This is a genomic window from Terrabacter tumescens (genome assembly GCF_014646815.1).
In the GTDB taxonomy this organism is placed as follows: domain Bacteria; phylum Actinomycetota; class Actinomycetes; order Actinomycetales; family Dermatophilaceae; genus Terrabacter; species Terrabacter tumescens.
In genome coordinates, this window is the sequence record NZ_BMNZ01000006.1 from 322,771 (window position 1) to 342,221 (window position 19,451).

Consider the following 19,451-nt stretch of genomic DNA (forward strand, 5'->3'; position numbering starts at 1 on the left):
GGACGCACGAGCGGAACGGGGCGTATGCCGTCAGCCCGCCTGACGGCATACGCCCCGTTCTCGTGTGGCCGGGCCCGGGCGTGGCTACGCTCGTAGTCTCGGGGGAAGACCGAAGCAGGTGCCTCGTGGGCGATCTCGAAGAGCCGCGCCCGGACCCAGGACCGTCAGGCCCGGAGGGGCGCGGAGGGCTCAGCGCGAGCGGGTGGGCGGCCGTCACGGCGCTCGGGGCCGCGGCGATCACGGCCGCCGTCACGCTGCTGACCCACTTCCTGCCGCCCGCGGGCGGACAGCAGGGCGCCCAGGAGCAGGTGGTCGCTACGTCGCCCCGCGCCGCAGCCCGGACCCCCGCCCCGACCCCGGCGCCCGCACCGGCACCCCAGTCGGCGCTGCTCGACCGCCTGACAGGCACGTGGTCGGGCCCCGCGAGGTCGGGGTCGGTGCGCTACACGATGACGCTCGTCGTGACGGGCTCGTGCGCCGAGGGCCGCCCGTGCGGGACGATGACGACCGACGCGCTGCCGTGCGTCGGCGCGATCACCCTCGTCGCGATCGAGGACGGGCCCTCCTTCGACTTCGCGACCGGCTCCTTCACCCCGGACAGCTCGGCGTCGTGCGCCCTGCGGCCCGGCGGGGGCGACTACTTCGTGCTGGGCGACGACGTGCTCAGCTACCGCACCGGCTACGACGGCGGCACGAGCGGCACCCTGCGCCGGGTGGGCTAGGAAGCCGTCGCGAGCCCACGGACGAGGCGCAGGGCCTCCTCCACCGAGCCGGTGACGTCGGGGATCGGGAACAGCGTTGCGCGCACCACCCGGTCCCGGTCGACGACGAGGGTCTGGCGCTTCAGGCGGGTCGTGCCGCCGGCACGGAAGGTCGGCAGCCGCAGAGCGGTCGTCAGCTCGAGGTCGGCGTCGGACTGCAGCGGGAAGCGCAGGCCGTTGGCCTCGGCGAACGCAGCCTGCTCGCTGGGCCGCTGGGTCGAGACCCCGACGACCGCGGCCCCGAGCTCCGCGAACTCCCCGAGCCGGTCGCGGTAGGTGCACGACTCGAGGGTGCAGCCGATGCCGCCGGGGATCTCGTCGGCCCCGGGGAAGGCGTTGCCGGGGTAGCAGTAGACGACGGTGAGGGGCTGCTCGGTCACGGGGTCGAGGGCGCTCAGGCGAGGGACCCGCGTGCCGACGAGTGCTGCCACCCTGGCGGCCTCGTTGGAGTCGGTGGCGGCTCCGGCGTCCGGACGGCCGTCGCCGAGCAGCCACGTGTCACCGAACTCCTGCAGGGCGCCGAGGACCGGCAGCGCGCCGCGGCCCAGCGCCGTGAGGACGTACTCGTGCCGGGGCGGTCGCTCGGAGTAGGCGCGGCGCTCGAGGAGGCCGTCGGCGACGAGCGCCTCGAGGCGCTGGGTCAGCACCTTGCGCGAGATGCCCGTCTCGGCGACGAGCGCCTCGAACCGGGTCCGCCCCCCGGCGACGTCCCGCAGCACGAGAAGGCTCCAGGGGTCGCCCAGGACGCCGACGGCCTGGGCGATGCCGCAGGGGTCGTCGGGGCGTGCGTGCCGCCTCGTCATGTCCTCATCCTAACCGGGTTTCCAAAAGAGACTCACTATGGTCTGATGACCCGGTGAGAGATCTCAGGGACCTGCCGCGCGTCGTCTGGGTGCTGGCAGCGGGGCGCTTCGTCAGCTCGGCCAGCGCCTTCCTCATGCTCTTCCTCGTCCTCTACCTCACCGGGCCGCGCGGCCTAGGCGTCGTCCCGGCCGGGATCATCGCCGGCTCGAACGGCGTCGGGGCGCTGCTCGGCAACTTCACGGGTGGGCGGTTCGGCGACCGTCACGGTCACCGGCGCGTCCTGCTGCTCGCGGCGAGCGTTGTCGGCGTCCTCACGGCACTCATCCCGTGGCAGCCGGTGTGGCTGCTGGCCGTGACGATGCCCGTCACCGGCTACCTCGGCGCAATCGCGTCACTGGGCCAGGGAGCGCTCGCGGCCCTCGCCGTGCCGGCCGGGTCGCGGCGGTCGTCGGTGGCCGTCAGCCGTGCTGCCTCCAACGCCGGCTTCGTCATCGGGCCACCGGTCGGGGCGCTGCTCGCCACCCGCGGCTACGACACGCTCTTCGTGCTCGACGGCGTGCTCACCCTCGTGCTGCGCCACGTCACGTCCCGCTTCCTGCCCGACGAGGCGCCCGTGGCGCGGGAGCGCGATGCCCCGACCGGCCTCTGGCGGGCCGTCCGGGCCGACCGCTCCCTCCTCCTGCTCCTGGCGGGCGTCGTGCTCGTCGACCTCGTCTACCGCCAGCTCTACTCGACCCTCCCACTCCACCTCCGCGACCACAGCCAGCCGCTCGCGCTCTACACCCTGCTCGTCGCCATCGGCTCCGGTCTCATCCTGGCCCTCGAGATCCCGGTCGCCCTGTGGTTGCGCGACCGGCCGGCGATCCCTGTCATCGCCACCGGATACGCCCTAGTGGCAGTCGGATTCGTCATCTTCGGCTTCACGGGGCTCGGTGTCGCCGTCGCGGCGGTCGTGGCCATGGTGGTGCTGACCGCCGGCGAGATCCTCTACAAGACGACCGCCACCGCCCACGTGCTCGACGCGGCGCCGCCGCATCTCGTCGGGCAGTTCCAGGGGCTCTACACGGGAGCCGCGACGAGCGGCACCATGCTCTCGGCGCCGCTCGGCGGGATCGTGTATGCCGCGTCGCCGGGACTGCTGTGGCCGCTCTGTGGCGTCGTGGCGGGCGTCGGCGTGGTGCTCGCCCTCGCCGCCGGTCGTGTCGGCGCGCGGCTACCAGGACCCGGAGGACGACCCGCCACCGCCACCGCCGGAGAAGCCGCCACCGCCGGAGAAGCCCGACGAGCCGGATGAGCCCGGCGTCGAGGTGAACGTGCCGGTCGAGGTCGTCGAGAACGAGTCGACGCCGGCGGCGATGCTCGTGAAGTCCGGGAAGGCGTTGCCGCTCCAGACGTACCAGGTCGGCATGATGAGCGGCTGGTTGGCCGCCTCGGCGGCTCTGGCGACGTCGGCGAACGTCTGGGCCCACCGGTCGGCGACACCGAACACCACGGCATACGGCAGGTAGCGGCTGAAGACGTTGGACGCCTCCTCGAACTCGATCTGGCCGGCCTCGGCGGTGGTGAGGTACTCCTTGAACCCCAGCGACTGCGCGAGCACGGCGGAGCCCTCCGCGGTCTTGGCAGCCATGCGGCCCCCGAGGGCCCAGACGATGAGGCCCGCGACGACGAGGCCGATGCCCAGCGCCACTCCCCCGCTGAACCCGCCGCCGAGGATCGCGCTGATGGCCGGGCGGCCGTAGAAGAGGACGAGGCCGCCCAGAGCTGCGATGACGAGGCCGAGGCCCTGCCACGCGCCGCGCTGGGTCTGCGGCGAGGAGCGGAACCACCCTCGGGTCACGACCTCCTGGTACATCGCGCCCTGGATGCGCTTGAGGGTGCTCGCGAAGGTGTTCTTCAGCTCCGACAGGCGCACGACGTCGCCCCGGGTGGAGAAGATGCCGTCGAGCAGCTGTCGCTCGTAGGGCAGCAGGCGCTCGTCCGCCGGCGGCGCGAGCCGGGTCAGGCTCCAGTCGGTCCGGCTGAAGACACCCTCACCGGTGATCTCCTCGATGCGCAGGAAGCCACGGACGGCGAGGTCGATGAGCGTCGCGGACACGTCGATGGGGTTGGCGGTCTCGTCGATGATCGTGCCGACCATGCCGGGCTGGACGCCTGCAGGCGGCTGGAACTGGACCGCCACGGTGGTGGACCCGCCACGGACCGTGGCTGCTGCTGGCGTGCCGTCGCCGGTGGCCCCGGTGCCGAAAGCCGGCGACAGGCCCGGGGTGAGGTCCGCGTAGCGCTCGTCGCGTCCGCGCGTCCACACGAGGGCGCCCATGACGGCCAGCGCGAGCACCGGTGCGCCGATGGCGCCGGCCCACGCAGCCGCGTTGGCGGCCGGAGCGGCCTCGGACCCGACCGAGGCGCCGGAGTCGCCCTGGCGCACGTCGGCGCGCACGTCACCGAAGGCGGAGGCCGGGTAGGAGGCGAGCACCGACATCGCGTCACCCGGAGCGAGGGCGTCGGTTGAGAACGTCGCAGGGTCACCCGAGGTGGACCGGCACGGCGTGTCGGAGCGGCTGACCCCCTGGTAGCAGGCGACCTTGGTCGACCCGGTCGGGGCGTTGACGGTGACCGAGACGCGGTCGCGGGCCGTCATCTCGTTGGTGCCGAAGACGTTGTAGTAGAGCTCGACGGTGTCGGCCTGGCTCGAGTCCGTGGCCGGCTTGCCGTCCGCCGTGATCGGGTTGAGCACGTTGTGGAGCGTGTAGCTGACCTTGTAGACCTGCGTGCCGCTGGTGTACTCGCTCGACGACCCGATCCGGATCTCGCGCGAGGCGCCCATGTCGCTGACCCGGAACGCGTCGGGAGCCCCGCTGGGGCTCGAGACCGCGACGTCGGTCAGGTCGTAGTAGCGGTAGCGGTTCTCCTCGTCGTTCCACCCCATCCGCACGACGATGTCGCGGAAGATGCCGTGCTTCCGCTCGCCGGACGGGAAGCGCCACGTGATCGTCTCGGTGACCTTCATGCTGCCGTCGCGCTGCACGTCGTAGACGGCGACGAAGGAGTCCATGCCCTCGTCGCCCGCGGCATACGCCGTGCTCGACGGTGCGAGGAGCAGCAGGGCGGCAGCGACGAGCAGGCCCAGCACGCCGAGCCGACGGCCCTGCCTCACGCTCGGTCGCAGCGAGCGGGTCGATCCAGCCATCGGGGTCCTCCACGTCGTCGGTGCTTCCATCCTGACACCGGACGCGGTGCGCGGGCGCACGGTTCCGGCCGCGCGCCAGCGTGTCGCGCAGCCGACGACCGCCGGTCGACGACGACCGCCGGTCGACGACGGCAGCCCGGCGACGGCGGGCCAACGGCAAGTCAGCGGCGGGTCAGCGGCGGTGGTTGGCCGCGCTCATCGCCCGCTGGGCCTCACGGGTGTCCTGGCGCTCGCGCAGGGCGTGCCGCTTGTCGTACTCCTTCTTGCCGGTCGCGATCGCGATCTCCACCTTGGCGCGGCCGTCCTTGAAGTAGAGCGACAGCGGGACGATGGTGCGACCGCTCTCGCGGGTCTTGTGCGCGATCTTCTCGAGCTCGGACCGGTGCAGGAGCAGCTTGCGCTTGCGCCGCGGGGCGTGGTTGTTCCACGTGCCGTTGAGGTACTCGGGGATGTGGACGTTCTCGAGGTAGAGCTCGTCGCCCGTGAACATCGCGAAGCCGTCGACCAGCGAGGCGCGCCCCATCCGCAGAGCCTTGACCTCGGTCCCGGACAGGACGATGCCGGCCTCGAACGTGTCGTCGATGAGGTAGTCGTGTCGGGCCTTGCGGTTGCTCGCGATGAGCGACCGCCCCTTCTCCTTGGGCACCGGACGTCCTTCCGACTCGGGTCTGCGACCTCTGCGCACGAGGCGTGCGCGAGGTGCGTGGTCTGCCGTCACCGCACGGCGCGGGTCAGCGCACCAACGCTACCCCGAAGGGCAGTCCGACTCAGAGTCGGTTTCTTGGGGCGGCGCCGCTCAGAGCCACTTGCGTGGGTTGACCGGGGTGCCGTCCTCGTAGACCCCGAAGTGCAGGTGGCAGCCCGTCGAGTAGCCCGTGGTGCCGGAGTAGCCGATGAGCTGGCCACGGTTCACCGACCCGCTGAACTTCACGATGCTCGTCAGGTGGTTGTAGGTGGTCACGAGGTCGACGCCGCGGTGGATGCCGTGGTCGATGACGACCTGGTTGCCCCAGCCGCTGGCGCGCCAGCCGGCGCGGACGATGGAGCCCGGCGCCGCGGCATACACCGGGGTGCCGCAGGCGATGCCCCAGTCGAGGCCGTCGTGGAGCATCCACTTCTGGAGCACGGGGTGCCAGCGCATGCCGAACCCCGACGTCGTGGGTCCGATGGCCGGGTAGCTGAGGTAGTTCGACGGCGTGTTGTCGCTCTGCACGGGCGGCGGCGTCTTGGGCACGTAGACCTGGCCGCGCTTCTTCGCCGCGGCGGCCTTGGCGCGCTCGGCGCGGATCTTGGCCTCGCGCTGCGCACGCAGCTTGGCCAGGCGCTTCTGCTCGGCGATCCGGGCCTTGCGGGCCTGCTCGACGAGGATGGCCTGGAGGCGGGCCGACTCGGCACGCGCTGAGGCGAGGTCGGCGGCCTCGTTCTTGCGCTGGACCGCGAGGTCGGCGGCGTAGCCCGTCTGCTTGGCCTTGAGCTGGTCGAGCTGGGTCCGGGCCGCTGCTGCGTTCTGGGTGGCGGTGACCGCGTTGTTCTTGGCGACGATGGCCTGGTTCTTGGCCTGGGTGGCCGCAGCCGCGGCCGCCTCGGCGCCGCGCAGGGCCGCCTCGGCCTGACGCTTGAGGTCGTCGATCTCGCCGCGCACCGCCGTGAGGTAGGAGCGGGTCGAGGTGTTGTCGGCGGTCATCGCCGCGAGCGTGTCGATGGTGTCGCTGGCGACGGCGCTGGCCGTGTCGGCCATGACGAGGCGGTTGGCGAAGTCCTGCGGGGACGTCGAGCCGAACACCATGCCGAGCTGGGACTCCTGGTCGCCGCCCTGGAAGACCTCGGCGGCGTAGGAGTCGAGCGCGTCCTGGCTCGAGACGAGGTCGGTGGAGCTCTTGGCGAGCTGCTCCTTCGCGCGCTGCTCGTTGGCCTGGGCGACGGCCAGGCGCTGGGCCACGGCCTCGTTGTGGGCTCGGGCCTTGGCCTCGGCGTCGATGGCGCGCGCCTCGGTGGCCTCGGCCGCCGCCTGCGCCGCGACCGCACGGGCCTGGGCTCCCTGGGCCGCCACGACCCGCTGCTGCGCGATGGGCAGCGCCGCGTTGGTGCGCTGGAGGTTGACGTAGGCCCGGGCGAGCGAGGCGTTGGTGCCCTCTAGCTGCTGGCCGAGCGCCGCGATCTTCTGGTCGTTGCGCTTCTTCTGGTCCGACACGGAGTCGGCACGCGCGACGAGGGCCGTGCCCACGGACAGGGAGCACGCCACGACGAGCCCCGCGGCCGTCAGCCTGGTCGCGGGACCGCCCTTCTCAGAACGCCTCATGAGCCACATATGCTCCATTGGTACCACAGGTCACTCGCGTTGGGGAGATATCGCGCGTTTCGGCCGCGGTCAGCATGACGCCACCGCCCCGATGTGGGAGCGGAAACCGTGAAACTGCCCCGAACGAGGGGTCAGTGCGAGGGGTCAGTGCGAGGGATCAGACCCGGAGGTAGCGGCGCAGCGTCACCCAGGAGGTGAGGCTGGAGAGCACGACGACGCCGAGCACGACGAAGGGCGCGACGTAGTAGACGTCGGCAACCCCGATGAACGCCGTGTCGGTCAGGGTCTGGCTGAGGAAGCCGACGACGCCGTAGCGCACCGTGGCCCAGAGCATGCCCATTGCCAGCACGGCGCCGAGCACGCTCGACAGGACGGTCTCCATGACGAACGGGAACCGGATGGTGAAGTTCGAGGCCCCGACGAGGCGCATGATCCCCGTCTCGCGCCTCCGGCTGAAGGCGGTCTGGCGGATCGTCGTCGAGATGAGCATGACGGCCGCGAGGACCATGAGCGAGGACAGCGCGATGGCCGCCCACGACACGGTGTTCATGAAGGTGAAGAACTTCTCGAGGAGCTTCTTCTGGTCCTGGACGTCGGCGACGCCCGGCATGCCCTTGATCGAGCTCGCGACGACGTCGAACTTGCCGGCGTCGTTGAGGTTCACCCGGTAGGAGTCGGCGAAGTACGACTCCCCCGCGCGAGCCAGCGGGGAGTTCTTGTACGTCTGCTTGAAGCGGTCGAAGGCCTCGTCGCGCGACTCGTAGTAGACCTCCTTGACCGTCGGCTTGAGGGCCTCGAGCTCGGCCTTGATGGCCGTGCGCTGCGCGTCGGTCGTCGCCTCGCCCGCGCAGTTGGTGAAGCGGGTCTTCTCGGCGCAGAGCAGGACCGTGACCTGGACGCGGTCGTACCAGTAGTCCTTCATGGTGTCGACCTGCCGCTGGCCCATGAGGCCGAGCCCGAGGAGGTACATCGAGATCATCGTGACGATGACGACCGAGACGGCCATCGAGAGGTTGCGCCGGAGGCCGTTGCCGATCTCGCCGAGGAGGAACTGGAATCGCATGTCGTGTCTCGCTCCGTCTCGCGCTCAGCGGTCGCTGGTCTGGACTGCCTTGTGCCGGCGGAAGATCCCGCCCCTGGCCCGTGGCGCGTCCTCGTCGCGGCCGATGGGCGGCATCGTGACCGACGGCTCGTCGGGTGCGCCCGGTGCGCCGGGTGCCTGGGCGGCGTCGCCGTGGTCGTATGCCGCGGGGTCGCCGTCGTCGTAGCCGTCGGGCACCTCGGGCGCGTCCGCAGGACGGGCCGAGGTCTCCTCCTCGAGCCGGACGCGCGGGATCGAGCCGGTCGTGTAGTCGCCCGCCTCCATGTCGCTGACGAGCACCCCGCGGTCGAGCCGGATGACGCGCTTGCGCATGGCGTTGACGGTCACGGTGTCGTGCGTCGCCATGACGACGGTCGTGCCCGTGCGGTTGATGCGGTCGAGCAGCTGGACGATGCCGAGGCTCGTGTCGGGGTCGAGGTTGCCGGTCGGCTCGTCGGCGAGCAGGATCGGCGGCCGGTTGACGAAGGCGCGAGCGATGGCGACGCGCTGCTGCTCACCACCGGAGAGCTGGTGCGGCAGGCGCTTCTCCATCCCCGCCAGCCCGACGAGCTCGAGCGTCTCGGGGACCGTCTGGCGGATGCGGGCTCGGCTGCTGCCGAGCACCTGCAGCGCGTAGGCGACGTTCTGGAAGACCGTCTTGTTGGGCAGCAGGCGGAAGTCCTGGAAGACGCAGCCGATCTCGCGGCGCAGGGCGGGGACCTTGCGCTCGGGCAGCCGATCGAGGTCGCGGCCGGCCACGAGGATGCGACCGCGCGTGGCGTCCTGCTCCTTCATGACGAGCTGCATCAGCGTGGACTTGCCCGAGCCGGACGTGCCCACGACGAAGGCGAACTCGCCGCGAGGGATCTCGAGGTTGACGTCGTCGAGCGCCGGACGCGTGGTCCGCGGGTAGGTCTTCGTGACGTTCTCGAAGAGGATCATGCGGCGTGCCTCGACTCGTACTGGGCTGGGCGTCAGCGGGACAGCGGCTGGGCTGGGTGGGCACGTGCCGGCATACGTCGGCGGGCGTGCACGAACCGCCTACGAGGCTACGGGCACCCGGGCGAATCACCGGGAAAGCACCGGGGCCCGGCGTGGCGGCCCCGAGGGACGCGCGTCAGCAGACGAGCGAGCTGAGGCCCTGGGCCGACTCCGAGCCCGCGCGGACGAGCTTGCCCCAGCCCTGCGTGCACGACGTCGTCGTGCGCACCGGCGCGGAGTAGCTCAGCTGCTGGCGGTTCGCGCTCGTGGTGAAGCCGCGCGTCTCGGGCTCCCCGCGCACGGCGACTCCGGCCGACGACCGGTAGGCGAAGCCGCGGGCGTGGTACTGGTCCCAGACGTAGACGGACGCGAAGTTCATCCACGCGGAGCCGGCGGCGTCGCGGCACCAGCCGATGTACTGGCGGACCGTGAAGGCCGACATGCCGAGGTCGCTGACCACCTTCTTGTCGCCGATCTGCCGGACGCTGCTGCACGGCACGGACGCCGTGGACGCCATGGACGCGGTGGAGGCGGTGGACGTGGCGGAGACGGTCGCTGCGGTGGGTGCGGACGATGCGGAGCGCGCGACGGGTGCGGCCGACGCCGACGAGGCGAGGGCAACGGCGACGACGGTCGAGGCCAGCAGGGTGGCCACGGCCGCGCCCAGGCGGTGGAGGGGTGACATGGGCGGAACCTCTCGGGCGGGTTCGGATGCTGGCCCGACCCTACGAGCGGTGGGGCTCCCGCGCCCGTCGAAAGGCTGGATCGCCCGGAATGTCAGTCCTGCTGGCGGTTCTGGCCGATCTGCCAGCGGATCCCGGCCTCGATGAAGCCGTCGATGTCACCGTCGAAGACCGCGCTCGGGTTGCCCGTCTCGAACTCGGTCCGGAGGTCCTTGACCATCTGGTACGGGTTGAGGACGTAGGAGCGCATCTGGTCGCCCCAGCTCGCCTTGACGTCGCCGGCCATCTCCTTCTTGACCGCGGCCTCCTCGGCCTTGCGCTGCAGGAGCAGGCGGGACTGGAGGACGCGCAGCGCGGCCGCGCGGTTCTGGATCTGGCTCTTCTCGTTCTGCATCGACACGACGATGCCGGTCGGGAGGTGCGTCATGCGCACGGCCGAGTCGGTCGTGTTGACGCTCTGGCCTCCGGGACCGCTCGAGCGGAAGACGTCGATCTTCAGCTCGTTCTCGGGGATCTCGATCGAGTCGTCGCTCTCGATGAGCGGGATGACCTCGACGGCCGCGAAGCTCGTCTGGCGACGGCCCTGGTTGTCGAACGGGCTGATCCGCACGAGGCGGTGCGTGCCGGCCTCGACGGAGAGGTGGCCGAACGCGTAGGGCACGTTGACCTCGAAGGTGGCGGACTTCAGGCCCGCCTCCTCGGCGTAGGAGGTGTCCATGACCTTCGTCGGGTAGCCGTGGCGCTCGGCCCAGCGGAGGTACATGCGCATGAGCATCTCGGCGAAGTCGGCGGCGTCGACGCCACCGGCGCCGGCGCGGATCGTGACGACGGCCTCGCGCTCGTCGTACTCGCCCGCGAGCAGGGTGCGCACCTCGAGCTCGCCGACGTCCTTCTTCAGGGTGGCGAGGTCGCGCTCGGCCTCCTCGAGGGTGGCGGCGTCGTGCTCCTCCTGGCCCATCTCGACGAGGGTCTCGAGGTCCTCGATGCGCGCGTCCATGCCGAGGACGCGGTCGCGCTCGGAGTTGGCGCGGCTCAGGGCGCTCGTCACCTGCTGGGCGGCGTCGGGGTCGTCCCAGAGGTCGGGGGCTGAGGCCTGCTGCTCGAGCTCGTCGATGGTCCGGGCGAGCTCGTCGAGGTTCGTGACCCCGCGCACCGAATCCATCGTCGCGCGCAGGTCCTTGATCTCTTGCGTGAAGTCAACAGCCACGAGGCAGCAGCCTACGGCAGCACGGAGGTGCCTCGCGCACGCCCGGCGCCCCGCGCGCACGTCGGTGGACCGAGCGCGCACCTCGGTCGGCCGCGCACCACACCCGGGCGAACGCATACGCAAGGAGTCGGGCGGGACGTTCGACCCTGCCGCCGGCCCCCGGACCGCGTCACGCTCGGACGGGGACCGCTGCGCGTCCGCAGTCCCACACCGGCGCGAAGGGGACGCAGGAGGAGGTGGGCGCGATGACCGTCATGCCGGCGCCCGAGCGGCCACGCACCCAGGTCGGGACGGCGCCCGCTCCCGCGCCCCGGCGCTCGCACCGGTGGCGGTGGTGGGTCGGCGCGATCCTCGTCCTGCTCCTCGCCGTGCACGTCGCCGGCGGCTGGTACTTCGCCGGACGCATCGCCAGCGACGCCCTTGCGGCCAACCCCGGCACGATGACGCCCGCCTTCGACGACGCGCAGGTCGTGTCGGTCGCCGGCGACCGCGTCACGCTGCGCCGAGGAGTCGACGCCGCCGCCAACTTCGAGGCGCCGGGCTCCTACGGGCTGACGTGGGCCGGTGGTTCCGGGCACGTCGGTCCGGCCGTGGTGAACCCCGACGGCACCGTCACCCGGCCGCTCGACGTCGTGACCGGCAAGGCCCCGAAGGCCGGCCAGCGCGCGGCCATGGAGCGCGCCTACTACGTCGGCGACCCGTCGAAGACGCTCGGGCTCAGGACCCGCACCGTCACCATCGCCGGCGCACCCGCGTGGTTCGTGCCGGGACCGAAGCCCTCGGTGAGGACCGTGGCGATCTTCGTGCACGGTCAGAACGGGACGCGGATGGACGGGCTCCGGTTCGTGCAGTCGGCGCACCGGGCCGGCCTGCCGGCCCTGCTCATCAGCTACCGCAACGACAACGGCGCTCCGGCCGACCCCACGGGACGCCTGCAGTACGGCGCCACGGAGTGGCATGACCTCAACGCGGCCGTGGCCTGGGCCCAGGGGCAGGGGATGAAGCGCGTCGTGCTCGCCGGCCAGTCGATGGGTGGCGCCGTCGTCGCCGCCTTCCTCGAGCACTCCTCGCGTCGCGGCGTCGTTACGGCCGTGCTGCTCGACTGCCCCATGCTCTCGCTCTCGCAGATGGTGTCCAACGGCGCGGGGTCGGCTCTCCCCGGAGGCCTGCCCGTCCCGGGAAGCATCATCTGGGTGGCCGAGCGGATCGCCGCCGTGCGCTACGACGTCGACTGGTCGGCCGTCGACTACCTCGACGACACGAGCTGGCTCACCGTCCCGGCGCTCGTGCTGCACGGGACCGCCGACCCGACGGTGCCCGTCACGACGTCGGAGCAGCTGCGTGACGCGAAGCCGGGCCTCGTGAAGCTCGTCGAGTTCCCCAAGGCGCTGCACGCCGAGTCGTGGAACTTCGACATGTACCGGTGGGACGGGGAGGTCGTGGGGTTCCTCAAGCCGCGCGCCCGCTGAAGACGGAGCGTCGGCCCCGACGGGCAGGCCTCCCCATTGCCAAGGCCGCCGCAGCGGGTGAGGATGCCCGCACCGGACGACCGCTCGGCCGTCCGGCAGGAGCAGGACATCAGGGGAAGGACAGGGGTATGCGCATTCGTGCTGCGCTCGTACGGCTCGTCGCGGTCGTCGGGCTCGTCGCACCGATGGGAGTCGTCGCCGCCTCCACATCGACGGCGGCGGTCACGTGTCCGCCGCGTCTGGGGCTGTCGTGGTTCAACAGCCACTTCGACGTGGGGACGACCATCCCGTACACGAACACCGACTACGTCTCCCAGGGCGTGGCGTACTGGCCCGCCAAGGACTGGATCATCACCTCGCTCAGCGACGACACGTGGCTCCCGGGCCGCAACATGCTGGCTGTCAAGAACCGCTCGACGGGCACGCTGATCAAGCGGGTCTTCGTGCAGTACTCCGACGGCGCCGAGATCAAGGGCCACATGGGCGGTGTCTCCGTCGCGGGCGGCAGCCTGCTGCTCTCGACGAGCTCGAACGGCAAGAACCTCTTCCGGTTCTCGCTGCGCTCGCTCGAGCTGGCGCCGCACAACACGGCCCTCAAGACCAACGGGTCCTACGGCGTCAAGGCGAGCTCGTACAACACCGCCTCCGGGGGCTACCTCTACGTCGGCTCGTTCAGCGACGCACTGACCGGCTCGTCGACGATGTGGCGCTACAAGCTCACCTCGACCCAGGCCCCCACTGGCACCCCGGTGGCCATCAGCACGCCGACCCGCGTGCAGGGCGCCGTCGTCGCCGACGGCCACTACATCTTCAGCACCTCCTACGGCCGCAACTGCTACAGCCAGCTGAAGTTCAAGAAGATCAGCACGGGGAAGTACGGCCGCTCGATCGAGATCCCGCCGATGAGCGAGGGCATCGTCAACGTGCCCCGCGGAGCGGCGGGCCCGGCCAGCGACTGGGTCTACGTCAACTTCGAGTCCGGCTCGGACCAGTACAAGGACGCGACGATGCGCCAGTTCCGGTTCCAGCACGCCTACCTGACGTCACTCACCCCGTGACGGTGGTCGGCTGAGACCGCTGAGACACGGATCGGGCTCACGGCAGACGCCGTGGGCCCGATCTCGTTGCGGTGCAAGCTCCCCCGAGCAGTAGTGCGTCTCGATCAGTAGTTGCCGGCCATCCACTGGATGTCCTGACCGGAGGGCTTCGTCATGGCCGTGCCCGAGCTCGTCGCGGCATACATGACGCTCTTGAGCGAGGTGGAGTGCGGCAGCCCGCCGCAGTGGCCGAGCTCGTGGATGGCCATGTGCTCGGAGTACAGCTCGTTGGCGAAGGCCGGGCCGAGCTTGACCGTGCAGCCGGTGATGACGCTGCCGCTGCTGACGAGGGTGGCCTCACCGATCGCGCCGCTCAGCGGCTGCTCGGGCACGACCTTGATGTTGGCCTTGGTGGAGTCGGTCGTCATGCTGACGTTCCAGCCGGACTTGCGCCACTCCGAGACCGCCTCGGAGACCTTGTAGGAGTTGTTGCCTCCGGTGGCGTCGTAGACGAGGGCGGGGCTCGTCCAGTGGCCCCAGTAGGCCGGGTTGACGGTGGGGGCCGGCTTGGCAGCCTGCGACGGCGTTGCTGCGCCGACGGCGAGACCGACGGCTGCCAGGGCGACGAAGATGATCCGCTTCATGTGCCTTCTCCTGCTGTGGGGGACGTGCTGGGGGCTCAGGACTTCGGTGGCTCCATGCGGGTGGTGTGAACACACGCCGAGACCACCGGGGGTGGTGGCCTCGAGGGATTGGCGCTGTTTGTCCAAATTATCGACTTCGTGGGCAGATGAGACGTTTTTGACGATCTCTTGACCTTTGCCGACCGCGTGGTGGGACAACCTCCCAGCGAAGGCCCAGCCACGGTGCGGCGGGCGCCGCCGGCCGCCGAGGGGCGGGCACCGGACGGCGAAGGCCCGCTCCCGAGTGCGGGGGCGGGCCTCCGAGAGGTGCGGCGGCGTCAGCAGTACTTCGTGGTGCCGGCGCCCTTCCACGTGCAGGTGTCCACCGTCGTGCCAGAGGCGTTCTTGAGGTATGCCGTGTCGCCGGTGTTGTTCCAGACGTACCAGGACTTGTTGTAGTAGCGGTGGGTCGACGTCGCGGACCCGCGCCCGGTGTGGACCGTGACGGACGCCCCGGCCTTGAGGGTGAAGGTCGGGAACCGGTAGGTGTAGCCGGTCTTGTCGCGCAGGGTCCAGCCGGTGAGGACCCGGTTGCTGCGCGTCGTGTTCTTGATGACGACGTACTCGGCGTTGAGGCTCGTGTCGCTCCCGGTATCGGAGCCCGGGGAGTCGTACTGGACCTTGTAGATCATGATCGCCGGCAGGGCCTGCGCCGAGCTTGCGGCGGCGATCGGGGCCGCCACGGCGAGGCCGAGGCCGGTGGTGGCGACGAGGCCCTTGGTGAGCATGGTGGTGAGGGTCTTGCGCATCGAATCCCTGTCTCTCGGCGGCTTCCTGGCCGCGGCACGTTCGGATGGCGCCGTCCGTGGGACGACGCCATCGCTGCTGTCTCGACGCGTTGGCCGCCACACATGGGATGAGGAGCGGCTCAGTCGTCGACGACGGACGCTAGTGCGGATTCGACTGGCGCGAGACCGTTTTGCCGGATCTGCGCGGAAGACTCACCGTAGCGGCGCGCGCGCCCGGGAGGTCACCGTGATGGTGACGCTGCCGCCCAGCGAATCGAGCACCCAGCCACTCATCGGCAGGGTCGCCGTGCCCTGGAGGGTGACGACCGCCGTCGCTCCGTCGCTCGTGCCGGTGTCGGGGACGACCGACCACGAGGTGATCCCGGGCGGCATCGGGGTGCGGGCGAGGTGCGCGCCGGCGGCCTGCGCCACCGACTCGTCGGTCAGGGCGAGCTGGTCGAGGACGCCACCCTCATAGGCCGCGCGTTCGTCGAGCGCGTCGGCGGCATCCAGCGCAGCCGAGTCGGCCGTGTCGAGCAGGCGCATCCGGGCCAGCTGGGCGGCGGTGACGTCGACCGCTCCGAGGACGAGCAGGGTCGCGAGCACGAACAGGCCGAGCGCCAGCACCCCGATCTGGCCCCGGTCGCCGGAACCGGCCGGCTCGAGCCTCCTCCGCATCGTCGACCACCGGGCTGTCAGCCCGTGCACGTGCCGCAGCAGCAGCGCGAGCCAGGGCGCCTGGCGACAGGGCCATGCGGCATACGTCCGCGTCCGACGGGCAGTCATCGGGCCACGAACCTGTCGACGGAGGCGACGTGGGTCGAGGTGATGGTCACGGACGTGGGCACGTGGGCGGCGATGAAGTCGGGCACCAGTGGCAGCTGGACGGCGATGCTCGCCGTCGACGTGACGGACCCGTCGGGACGCAGGCAGGGTGAACCGTCGCACGACACCGACACCTGGGAGCCCTGCTCGAAGGAGAAGTCCGAGAAGGCCAGCGCCGCAGCGACCCTCGCCCGGGCATACCCTTCGTCATCGGTCGGCGCGGTGACGAAGGCGCGCCCGGCCTCACGCCCGGCGAGCGAGGCGGAGAAGGACGCGGCCTGCAGTCGAGCCGCGGTGAGGACGAGGTAGGTCAGCGGCAGGAGGAGCAGGATGCCGAGGAAGATGAACTCGAGGATCGCGCGGCCATCGTCGCCCCTTGCGGGGCCCGAGGCGTCTTCGCGGGCGCGACGGGTTGCTGCTCGGACGACGACGTCCTGTACCCGGATCATCGGCTCGCCCCAGAGACGACCTGCTCCTCGCTGAAGGCACGACCGGAGACGGTGAGCGCACCGGAGGGTCCGATCGGCCCGATGACCGGCAGGGGCGCGGTGACCCGCACCTCGACGACTCGCACCCCCGACGACGTCACGGAACGCGTCGCGCTGACGTCCTGCGCGAACGACGAGCTGAGGGAGGAGGTGATGAGCGCCTGGGTGCGCCCCACCCCGTCGCCGGGCTGGGCGTCGGCCCGAGCGCCGTAACGCGCCCCCTCGGACGCAGCCGAGATCAGGGTGTTGCGGACGTACAGCGCGAGTCCGAGCTGGAAGACGCCCATCGCGACGAAGAGCAGGAGGGCTGCCACCATCACGAACTCCGCGACGGCAGAGCCTCCCTCGCGGTCTGGGCCCGCGGTCCGCACGCCCGGAGGGCAGGCTTCCGGACGGCTCCTGCCCGCCGCGGCCCGCGAACGGCGGCGGAGACGGTCGAGGAGTGTCGCGGGGCCGAGCAGTGCCGCGAGCCCCTCGGGCCTCACGGTCCCTTGACGTCCGAGATGGCGTCGCTGAAGAGCTCCCCGAGCTGCGGGCCGGCGATGGCCCAGAGAGCGGTCACGAGCCCTGCGGTCATGATCGTGATGAGGACCCAGCCCGGGACGTCGCCCCGGTCGCGGGGACCGTCGATGCGCCGGGACACGGCGGCCACGAGAGCCGCTCGTGCGCGGTGGTGGCTCCGGATGATGCGGTTCATTCTCGTTCTCCCTGTGTCGTGGTGCGGTGGTGAGGCAGCCGGGAGGCCGGCTGTCAGAGCTTGAGGTGGAGGAAGCTGAGTCCCGGATAGAGCGCGAAGAGCACGGTCACGGGCAGGGTCAGGAACACGATGGGGACCATCATGTAGATCTCCTTCTTGCCACCCTCCTCCATGAGCGTGCGCCGACCGTCCTCGCGGACGTCCTGGGCCTGGGCCCGGAGCACCTCGGCCAGCGGAGTGCCCCGCTCGACGGCGACGACGATGCCGTCGACGAAGCGGGTCAGGCTCATCAGCCCGGTGCGGTCGGCGAGCCCCTGCAGGGCCGTCGGCAGGTTGGCGCCGGCGCGTGCATCGGCCAGGCACCGTCGCAGCTCGTCGGAGAGCTCGCCGTGCGACAACCGGCAGACGCGCTCCAACGCACCGACGGCGCCCTCCCCCGCGCTGACCGCGAGCGCGAGCAGCTCTGCCACCGTCGGGAACTCGGTCAGCATGCGCGCCTCGCGACGGGCAGCCGCCCGGCTGAGGAGGTAGTCACGGCCCGCGACGCCGCCGAGGACGCCGACAAGAACCATCGAGACCAGGACCGGAAGCGGGAAACGGCGCTGGGCCACGGCGATCACGGCGGTGAAGAGCAGTCCCACGAGCGCACCGACCGCCCCCGACATGACCTGCTCGGCGCGGAAGCGGTCGACGTCGGCCGGCTGCCCTGCCCGCAGCTGACGCCGCGCGACCGAGGGAGCCCCACCGAGGGCCGAGCCCACCCCTGCGCCGAGCTTGGCGACGTAGGGTGCGAAGAGCTCGCCGAAGCCGAAAGGCCCGCGGGGCGGTGTCGGCCTCGACAGCAGCGTGGACGGTCGCGGCGTGTCACGCAGGTAGGGCTCGAGGCGGTCGTCGAGCGTGGGTCGGCGGTTGACCGGCAGACCGGCGAGGACCAGCGCGATCCCTGCGAGCAGCAGCACACCAGCGCTGGCACCGACCCACGACCAGCCCTCTCCGAGAAGACTGCTCAGACGCGACCAGAACCCGTTCACCGCAGCACCCGCTCTTCCTCAGGAAGGCGGCCGATCCACACCATGGCCCGGTAGGCCACGACGCACAGGCCCGCCCCGACGGCGAGGACCGCCCAACCGGTCGGCGAGGAGTAGGCCGCGAGGGAGCTGCCGTTCAGCGCGAGCAGGCCGAGGATCACCCAGGGGGCGCCGGCCGCGAGCCGGGCCGCGTTGACCGTCCAGCTCTGTCGCGTCTCGAGCTCGGAACGGGTGCGGGCGTCCTCTCGCAGGAACGTGGAGAGCGTGCGGAGCAGCTTGCCGAGGTCGCTGCCGCCGACCTCGCGGGCGATCCGGAGGGACTCGACGATGCGGTCGCCGACGGGGTCGCTGAGCCGGTCCTTGAGCCGGTCGAGGCAATCGTGGAAGCGGCCGGTCGTGCGGTAGTCCTCGGCGAACGCCGCGAAGGCCGGCCGGAGCTCTGCCGGTCCGCGCACCGCCAGCTGCGACAGGGCTTCGGGCAGCGCGAGCCCCGCCCGCACCCCGGACGTGATGTTGTCGACGACGTCGGGCCACAGGTCACGAAGCTTGTTGCGGCGCTTGCGCGCCCGCATCCGCACGAGCGAGAGCGGTACGGCCCCGGCCATCAGACTGAAACACAGCGCGATGGGGACCACGCGGGTCAGGGCGAGCACCATGACGAAGGCGATGACGAACAGGACGACAGACCCGAGCACGACGTTGGCCGGGGTCACCGAGGAGTATCCGGCCTGGGTCAGGTGGTCACGCAGCTCGACCATGAAGCCGCCCTGCCGGGTCCGCTCCCGCTCCGCCTCCTGAGGCCAGAACGACCAGTAGATGAAGAAGACGCCGGCCGCAAAGAGGAGGCCTACGAACAGAGGCGAGATCACGGGTCCACCTGCGCGAGAAGGGCGGCCACGTCGTAGCCGGCCCGCTCGAATGCCTCGCGGTGCGGCGGAAAACCATCGGCACGGTGCAGCGCTCCCCCGCGCGTGACGAAGAGGTCGGCGATCTCGATGACGTCGCCCTCGGCCCGGCCGGGGACTGCCACGACCTCCCGGACCCGTCGGACGCCGTCGCGCTCGAGGGCGACGTGCACGACGATGTCGACGGCCGCGGCCACGGTCGGCACGACGAAGCGGCTCGAGACGTTCTCACCGGCCAGCAGAGGGAGCGTGCACATCTTCGTCACGGCCTCTCGGGCGCTGTTGGCGTGCACGGTGCACATGCCGGGAACGCCACTGTTCAAGGCGATGAGCAGGTCGAGGCTCTCCTCCTGGCGCACCTCCCCGACGATGATTCGCGACGGACGCATGCGCAGCGCCTCCTTGACGAGACGTCGCAGCGGGACCTCTCCGGTTCCCTCGAGGCTGGGCTGGCGACACTGCATCGCTGCTACGTCCCGCTGTGGGATCTTCAGTTCGAAGACCTCCTCGCACGTGACGATGCGCTCGCGCGGCGGGATGGCGGCGGCCAAGCAGTTGAGCAGAGTGGTCTTGCCCACTGTTCGC

General features: G+C 71.1%; 20 protein-coding genes and 1 pseudogene. 4 read left to right on the top strand and 17 right to left on the bottom strand.

Annotation, left to right across the window (positions count from 1 at the left end):
* Positions 1-125 precede the first annotated feature (125 nt).
* Positions 126-722 (top strand): hypothetical protein, encoded by a 597-nt coding sequence (locus tag IEY30_RS16770; RefSeq protein ID WP_030202936.1) that lies wholly within the window; start codon positions 126-128, stop codon positions 720-722.
* On the opposite strand, the gene IEY30_RS16775 is transcribed toward IEY30_RS16770, so the two are convergent.
* On the bottom strand, positions 719-1,564 hold the full coding sequence (locus IEY30_RS16775; RefSeq protein WP_030202937.1) for a winged helix-turn-helix transcriptional regulator: 846 nt from the start codon (positions 1,562-1,564) through the stop codon (positions 719-721). The two genes, IEY30_RS16770 and IEY30_RS16775, sit on opposite strands and share 4 nt — an antisense overlap.
* Before the next feature lie 53 nt (positions 1,565-1,617).
* Between IEY30_RS16775 and IEY30_RS16780 the strand changes: the two genes are divergently transcribed.
* Positions 1,618-2,859, top strand: a complete 1,242-nt coding sequence (locus IEY30_RS16780) for an MFS transporter (RefSeq protein WP_229675053.1) — start codon at positions 1,618-1,620, stop codon at positions 2,857-2,859.
* On the opposite strand, the gene IEY30_RS16785 is transcribed toward IEY30_RS16780, so the two are convergent.
* The 7 genes from IEY30_RS16785 to prfB all read right to left on the bottom strand — a co-directional run bounded on the left by IEY30_RS16785 (position 2,779) and on the right by prfB (position 11,006).
* Entirely contained in the window at positions 2,779-4,755 is a 1,977-nt protein-coding gene (locus tag IEY30_RS16785) for a DUF2207 domain-containing protein (RefSeq protein WP_030202941.1), read from the bottom strand. The genes IEY30_RS16780 and IEY30_RS16785 overlap by 81 nt on opposite strands.
* A 172-nt stretch (positions 4,756-4,927) precedes the next feature.
* Positions 4,928-5,401, bottom strand: a complete 474-nt coding sequence (smpB, locus tag IEY30_RS16790) for an SsrA-binding protein SmpB (RefSeq protein ID WP_030202943.1) — start codon at positions 5,399-5,401, stop codon at positions 4,928-4,930.
* A 150-nt stretch (positions 5,402-5,551) separates the two neighbouring features.
* On the bottom strand, positions 5,552-7,054 hold the full coding sequence (locus tag IEY30_RS16795) for a M23 family metallopeptidase (RefSeq protein ID WP_229675054.1): 1,503 nt from the start codon (positions 7,052-7,054) through the stop codon (positions 5,552-5,554).
* A gap of 157 nt (positions 7,055-7,211) precedes the next feature.
* Positions 7,212-8,117 (bottom strand): permease-like cell division protein FtsX, encoded by a 906-nt coding sequence (ftsX, locus tag IEY30_RS16800; RefSeq protein ID WP_030202947.1) that lies wholly within the window; start codon positions 8,115-8,117, stop codon positions 7,212-7,214.
* Positions 8,118-8,141: 24 nt separating this feature from the next.
* A complete protein-coding gene (gene ftsE, locus IEY30_RS16805) occupies positions 8,142-9,077 on the bottom strand; it encodes a cell division ATP-binding protein FtsE (RefSeq protein ID WP_030202949.1) in 936 nt (311 codons plus the stop codon).
* A 175-nt stretch (positions 9,078-9,252) separates the two neighbouring features.
* A complete protein-coding gene (locus IEY30_RS16810; RefSeq protein ID WP_030202952.1) occupies positions 9,253-9,801 on the bottom strand; it encodes a hypothetical protein in 549 nt (182 codons plus the stop codon).
* Positions 9,802-9,893: 92 nt separating this feature from the next.
* Positions 9,894-11,006 carry a peptide chain release factor 2 gene (prfB, locus tag IEY30_RS16815; RefSeq protein ID WP_030202955.1) on the bottom strand — a complete coding sequence of 371 codons (1,113 nt, stop codon included), beginning with the start codon at positions 11,004-11,006 and terminating at the stop codon, positions 9,894-9,896.
* Positions 11,007-11,251: 245 nt separating this feature from the next.
* Here prfB and IEY30_RS16820 point away from each other — a divergent pair, with 245 nt between their 5' ends.
* Positions 11,252-12,475 (top strand): alpha/beta hydrolase family protein, encoded by a 1,224-nt coding sequence (locus tag IEY30_RS16820; RefSeq protein ID WP_156035479.1) that lies wholly within the window; start codon positions 11,252-11,254, stop codon positions 12,473-12,475.
* A gap of 128 nt (positions 12,476-12,603) precedes the next feature.
* The gene (locus IEY30_RS16825; RefSeq protein ID WP_030202961.1) at positions 12,604-13,533 is read left to right on the top strand and encodes a hypothetical protein; all 930 of its coding nucleotides are present in this window, start codon (positions 12,604-12,606) and stop codon (positions 13,531-13,533) included.
* Between the two features lie 104 nt (positions 13,534-13,637).
* Here the strand turns inward: IEY30_RS16825 and IEY30_RS16830 are convergent, their stop codons facing one another.
* The 9 genes and pseudogenes from IEY30_RS16830 to IEY30_RS16870 all read right to left on the bottom strand — a co-directional run.
* A complete protein-coding gene (locus tag IEY30_RS16830) occupies positions 13,638-14,156 on the bottom strand; it encodes a M57 family metalloprotease (protein ID WP_030202964.1) in 519 nt (172 codons plus the stop codon).
* A 317-nt stretch (positions 14,157-14,473) separates the two neighbouring features.
* Positions 14,474-14,944, bottom strand: a complete 471-nt coding sequence (locus IEY30_RS16835) for a lamin tail domain-containing protein (protein WP_229675055.1) — start codon at positions 14,942-14,944, stop codon at positions 14,474-14,476.
* 192 nt (positions 14,945-15,136) lie between these two features.
* Positions 15,137-15,709, bottom strand: coding sequence for a pilus assembly protein TadG-related protein (locus IEY30_RS16840; protein ID WP_229675056.1), 573 nt, complete (start codon positions 15,707-15,709; stop codon positions 15,137-15,139).
* Entirely contained in the window at positions 15,706-16,197 is a 492-nt protein-coding gene (locus tag IEY30_RS16845) for a hypothetical protein (protein WP_030202969.1), read from the bottom strand. Before IEY30_RS16845 ends, IEY30_RS16840 begins: the two co-directional genes overlap by 4 nt.
* Complete coding sequence (locus tag IEY30_RS16850) at positions 16,194-16,607, bottom strand: TadE family protein (protein WP_081920650.1); 414 nt, start codon at positions 16,605-16,607, stop codon at positions 16,194-16,196. The genes IEY30_RS16845 and IEY30_RS16850 overlap by 4 nt, the downstream gene beginning before the upstream one ends.
* Before the next feature lie 110 nt (positions 16,608-16,717).
* The gene (locus IEY30_RS16855) at positions 16,718-16,933 is read right to left on the bottom strand and encodes a hypothetical protein (RefSeq protein ID WP_030202972.1); all 216 of its coding nucleotides are present in this window, start codon (positions 16,931-16,933) and stop codon (positions 16,718-16,720) included.
* 53 nt (positions 16,934-16,986) lie between these two features.
* On the bottom strand, positions 16,987-17,964 hold the full coding sequence (locus IEY30_RS16860; protein WP_081920651.1) for a type II secretion system F family protein: 978 nt from the start codon (positions 17,962-17,964) through the stop codon (positions 16,987-16,989).
* Positions 17,961-18,827: a type II secretion system F family protein gene (locus IEY30_RS16865; RefSeq protein ID WP_030202974.1), complete on the bottom strand. Its 867-nt coding sequence runs from the start codon at positions 18,825-18,827 to the stop codon at positions 17,961-17,963. Before IEY30_RS16865 ends, IEY30_RS16860 begins: the two co-directional genes overlap by 4 nt.
* A pseudogene (locus IEY30_RS16870) lies at positions 18,827-19,441 on the bottom strand (ATPase, T2SS/T4P/T4SS family); the annotation flags it as partial. The gene IEY30_RS16865 and the pseudogene IEY30_RS16870, both read right to left, overlap by 1 nt.
* Positions 19,442-19,451 lie beyond the last annotated feature (10 nt).

Excerpts from the sequence above, each read along its gene's own strand:
- IEY30_RS16775 (WP_030202937.1), bottom strand. The coding sequence starts at position 1,564 with ATGACGAGGCGGCACGCACGCCCCGACGACCCCTGCGGCATCGCCCAG.
- IEY30_RS16785 (WP_030202941.1), bottom strand. The coding sequence starts at position 4,755 with ATGGCTGGATCGACCCGCTCGCTGCGACCGAGCGTGAGGCAGGGCCGT.
- IEY30_RS16795 (WP_229675054.1), bottom strand. The coding sequence starts at position 7,054 with ATGAGGCGTTCTGAGAAGGGCGGTCCCGCGACCAGGCTGACGGCCGCG.
- ftsX (WP_030202947.1), bottom strand. The coding sequence starts at position 8,117 with ATGCGATTCCAGTTCCTCCTCGGCGAGATCGGCAACGGCCTCCGGCGC.
- ftsE (WP_030202949.1), bottom strand. The coding sequence starts at position 9,077 with ATGATCCTCTTCGAGAACGTCACGAAGACCTACCCGCGGACCACGCGT.
- IEY30_RS16810 (WP_030202952.1), bottom strand. The coding sequence starts at position 9,801 with ATGTCACCCCTCCACCGCCTGGGCGCGGCCGTGGCCACCCTGCTGGCC.
- IEY30_RS16820 (WP_156035479.1), top strand. The coding sequence starts at position 11,252 with ATGACCGTCATGCCGGCGCCCGAGCGGCCACGCACCCAGGTCGGGACG.
- IEY30_RS16825 (WP_030202961.1), top strand. The coding sequence starts at position 12,604 with ATGCGCATTCGTGCTGCGCTCGTACGGCTCGTCGCGGTCGTCGGGCTC.
- IEY30_RS16830 (WP_030202964.1), bottom strand. The coding sequence starts at position 14,156 with ATGAAGCGGATCATCTTCGTCGCCCTGGCAGCCGTCGGTCTCGCCGTC.
- IEY30_RS16835 (WP_229675055.1), bottom strand. The coding sequence starts at position 14,944 with ATGCGCAAGACCCTCACCACCATGCTCACCAAGGGCCTCGTCGCCACC.
- IEY30_RS16840 (WP_229675056.1), bottom strand. The coding sequence starts at position 15,709 with ATGACTGCCCGTCGGACGCGGACGTATGCCGCATGGCCCTGTCGCCAG.
- IEY30_RS16845 (WP_030202969.1), bottom strand. The coding sequence starts at position 16,197 with ATGATCCGGGTACAGGACGTCGTCGTCCGAGCAGCAACCCGTCGCGCC.
- IEY30_RS16855 (WP_030202972.1), bottom strand. The coding sequence starts at position 16,933 with ATGAACCGCATCATCCGGAGCCACCACCGCGCACGAGCGGCTCTCGTG.